This window comes from Mesorhizobium sp. M00.F.Ca.ET.216.01.1.1, assembly GCF_004010325.2.
In the GTDB taxonomy this organism is placed as follows: Bacteria; Pseudomonadota; Alphaproteobacteria; order Rhizobiales; family Rhizobiaceae; genus Mesorhizobium.
In genome coordinates this window covers 1-350 of sequence record NZ_SADR02000285.1, presented here as the reverse complement: position 1 = coordinate 350, position 350 = coordinate 1, and the positions used below count along the sequence as shown (strand labels likewise).

1 protein-coding gene is annotated in these 350 nt (G+C 67.4%); it reads left to right on the top strand.

Features of this window, described 5'->3' with window-relative positions; genetic code table 11:
* Window positions 1-350 (top strand): DUF917 family protein (locus EN859_RS36125; protein WP_135913669.1); only part of this gene is annotated, 350 nt, incomplete at both ends.

Sequence of the window (350 nt, the reverse complement as noted above, 5' to 3'; positions counted from 1 at the left end):
TACGCCCGGAAGATCTGGAACCGCTGTTATTGGGCGCGGCCTTTTTCGGCAGCGGCGGGGGCGGCACGATCGAGTCCGCCCGGCATCTCGCCGCGCATTTCGTGGCCGGCGACTACTACCCGACCGATACGGTCAAGGTGGTCTCCGTCGAAGAAGCCACCGAAGGCGCGGCCGTGATGGTCGCGTATCTCGGCGCGCCCGAAGCGATCAATTCGGCGACCTATCCGCTGGGTCCCGTGACAGCCGTGCAGAACGTGCAGGCGCGGCTCGCCTCGCAGTCGAAGAAGCTCGCCTATGTGATGCCGCCGGAAAGCGGCGCGCTCGGCTTCACAGTCGCGGCGCTGGTCGCG